The sequence below is a fragment of the Endozoicomonas sp. ONNA1 genome (genome assembly GCF_024606325.1).
Classification (GTDB): domain Bacteria; phylum Pseudomonadota; class Gammaproteobacteria; order Pseudomonadales; family Endozoicomonadaceae; genus Endozoicomonas_A.
The window spans coordinates 1-1,283 of sequence record NZ_JAHHPN010000918.1; the positions used below are offsets into that span (position 1 = coordinate 1).

Annotated in this window: 4 protein-coding genes and 1 pseudogene; 3 read left to right on the forward strand and 2 right to left on the reverse strand. The window is 49.1% G+C overall.

Features of this window, described 5'->3' with window-relative positions:
- The 3 genes from KDK19_RS24655 to KDK19_RS21600 form a co-directional block, all read left to right on the forward strand.
- Positions 1-159: acetyl-CoA hydrolase/transferase C-terminal domain-containing protein (locus KDK19_RS24655; RefSeq protein WP_368736488.1), on the forward strand; the 159-nt coding region annotated here is incomplete at its 5' end.
- Positions 160-213: 54 nt separating this feature from the next.
- Positions 214-417: a DUF2905 domain-containing protein gene (locus tag KDK19_RS21595; RefSeq protein WP_257255363.1), complete on the forward strand. Its 204-nt coding sequence runs from the start codon at positions 214-216 to the stop codon at positions 415-417.
- Between the two features lie 16 nt (positions 418-433).
- On the forward strand, positions 434-727 hold the full coding sequence (locus tag KDK19_RS21600; RefSeq protein WP_257255362.1) for a hypothetical protein: 294 nt from the start codon (positions 434-436) through the stop codon (positions 725-727).
- On the opposite strand, the gene KDK19_RS21605 is transcribed toward KDK19_RS21600, so the two are convergent.
- The gene (locus KDK19_RS21605; protein ID WP_257255361.1) at positions 693-989 is read right to left on the reverse strand and encodes a DUF6482 family protein; all 297 of its coding nucleotides are present in this window, start codon (positions 987-989) and stop codon (positions 693-695) included. The two genes, KDK19_RS21600 and KDK19_RS21605, sit on opposite strands and share 35 nt — an antisense overlap.
- Before the next feature lie 9 nt (positions 990-998).
- Positions 999-1,283: pseudogene (locus tag KDK19_RS21610) on the reverse strand (hypothetical protein); the annotation flags it as partial.

Below are 1,283 nucleotides of genomic sequence, written 5' to 3' on the forward strand. Positions count from 1 at the left end.
CCACGCAGTGACGCTATGTTCATTGTGACAGAGTACGGTGTTGCCGACGTGCACAACAAGTCACTGAAAGATCGTACTGCGGCCCTGATTGCAATCTCTCATCCGGACTTTCGCGAGACCCTCACCATTGAGGCCCGTGAAGCGGGTCTGATCGACTAAAGCGGACATTTTATCCTATTCTGAAATCCTATATTGCCAAGCAAAACCGTTACCATGGTAAAGCTGTTGATTTTCGTGGGTCTGGTTCTGGTGTCCCTTGGACTGATTCTGCATTTTGCGCCAGGGCTGTTGAAATGGTTTGGTCACCTTCCCGGTGACCTCCATTGGAAGAGTAATGACTTTCAGGTCTTCATTCCTGTCACCTCAATGATTATCATCAGTGTGTTATTGACACTAATCATCCAACTATGGCGCTGAATGGAGGGAGGAAGTGATGCAGTCACACTATCTTCTGACAGGGTTAACCATCGGCTTGCTTCTGACGGGGTGTTCTGCTTTTAAAGGGTCAGAAAAAAAGTCGATGTGTTCCGAAAGCTGGTATGAGTTTGTAGAGTCGATACTATTCACTGGTGACTCCATGGGTCACGGCCCTGATCTCGGCTCTCCGGAGTGGCGTTCCGTTGTGGAGTTCAGGCTGGATCTACGAGATCAGGGCCTGTTACCTGATCGATCAAGTGATCGCTGGTGCGAGGCTATCGATCAATTTTTGAAAGCCCATGACGAATAGTTCTACCTTCGCGGTAATCCCCTGAGCTGATCATTTCGTCGTAGGTTGTAGACATGACCATATCCAGCTGATCCGACAGATATTTGCCTAACGTGTATTTGGCCTCAAAGATGCTGTGAAAGACCTTGGGTTTTTTTTCGGCACGCTCGGTAAGCCACTCCTTATCGTTAATGCGGCATAGATAGATGTCACCCTCAGCCGAGATCAATTCCAGGTGGGTCGGCTTCCGGCGAACAATGGCAGTCAGCGTTTTCAGATTCATAAGCTAGCCTCACGAGTGTTTTTTGAGAATCCATGATCCCTTAAATGGGTTGTCTAACCTCTGGCTTCTGCCAGCCGGTTCCGCCTCAGGGATGTGTTGTGCAATCACATGCATCAGTTTTGAAAGGGAGTCAGGTTCAACATCCAGCATGACCACACTTCCACCCTGCTCTATGTGATCATGGAAAGGTTGAAGCCTGAAGTTGTCACTGGAAGCTCCGATCAAACCTCCCAGCCAGGTGGAGTAACCCAGTACCACCAGGCAAGAGAAAAAGGTAACGACTGAGGCAACGGG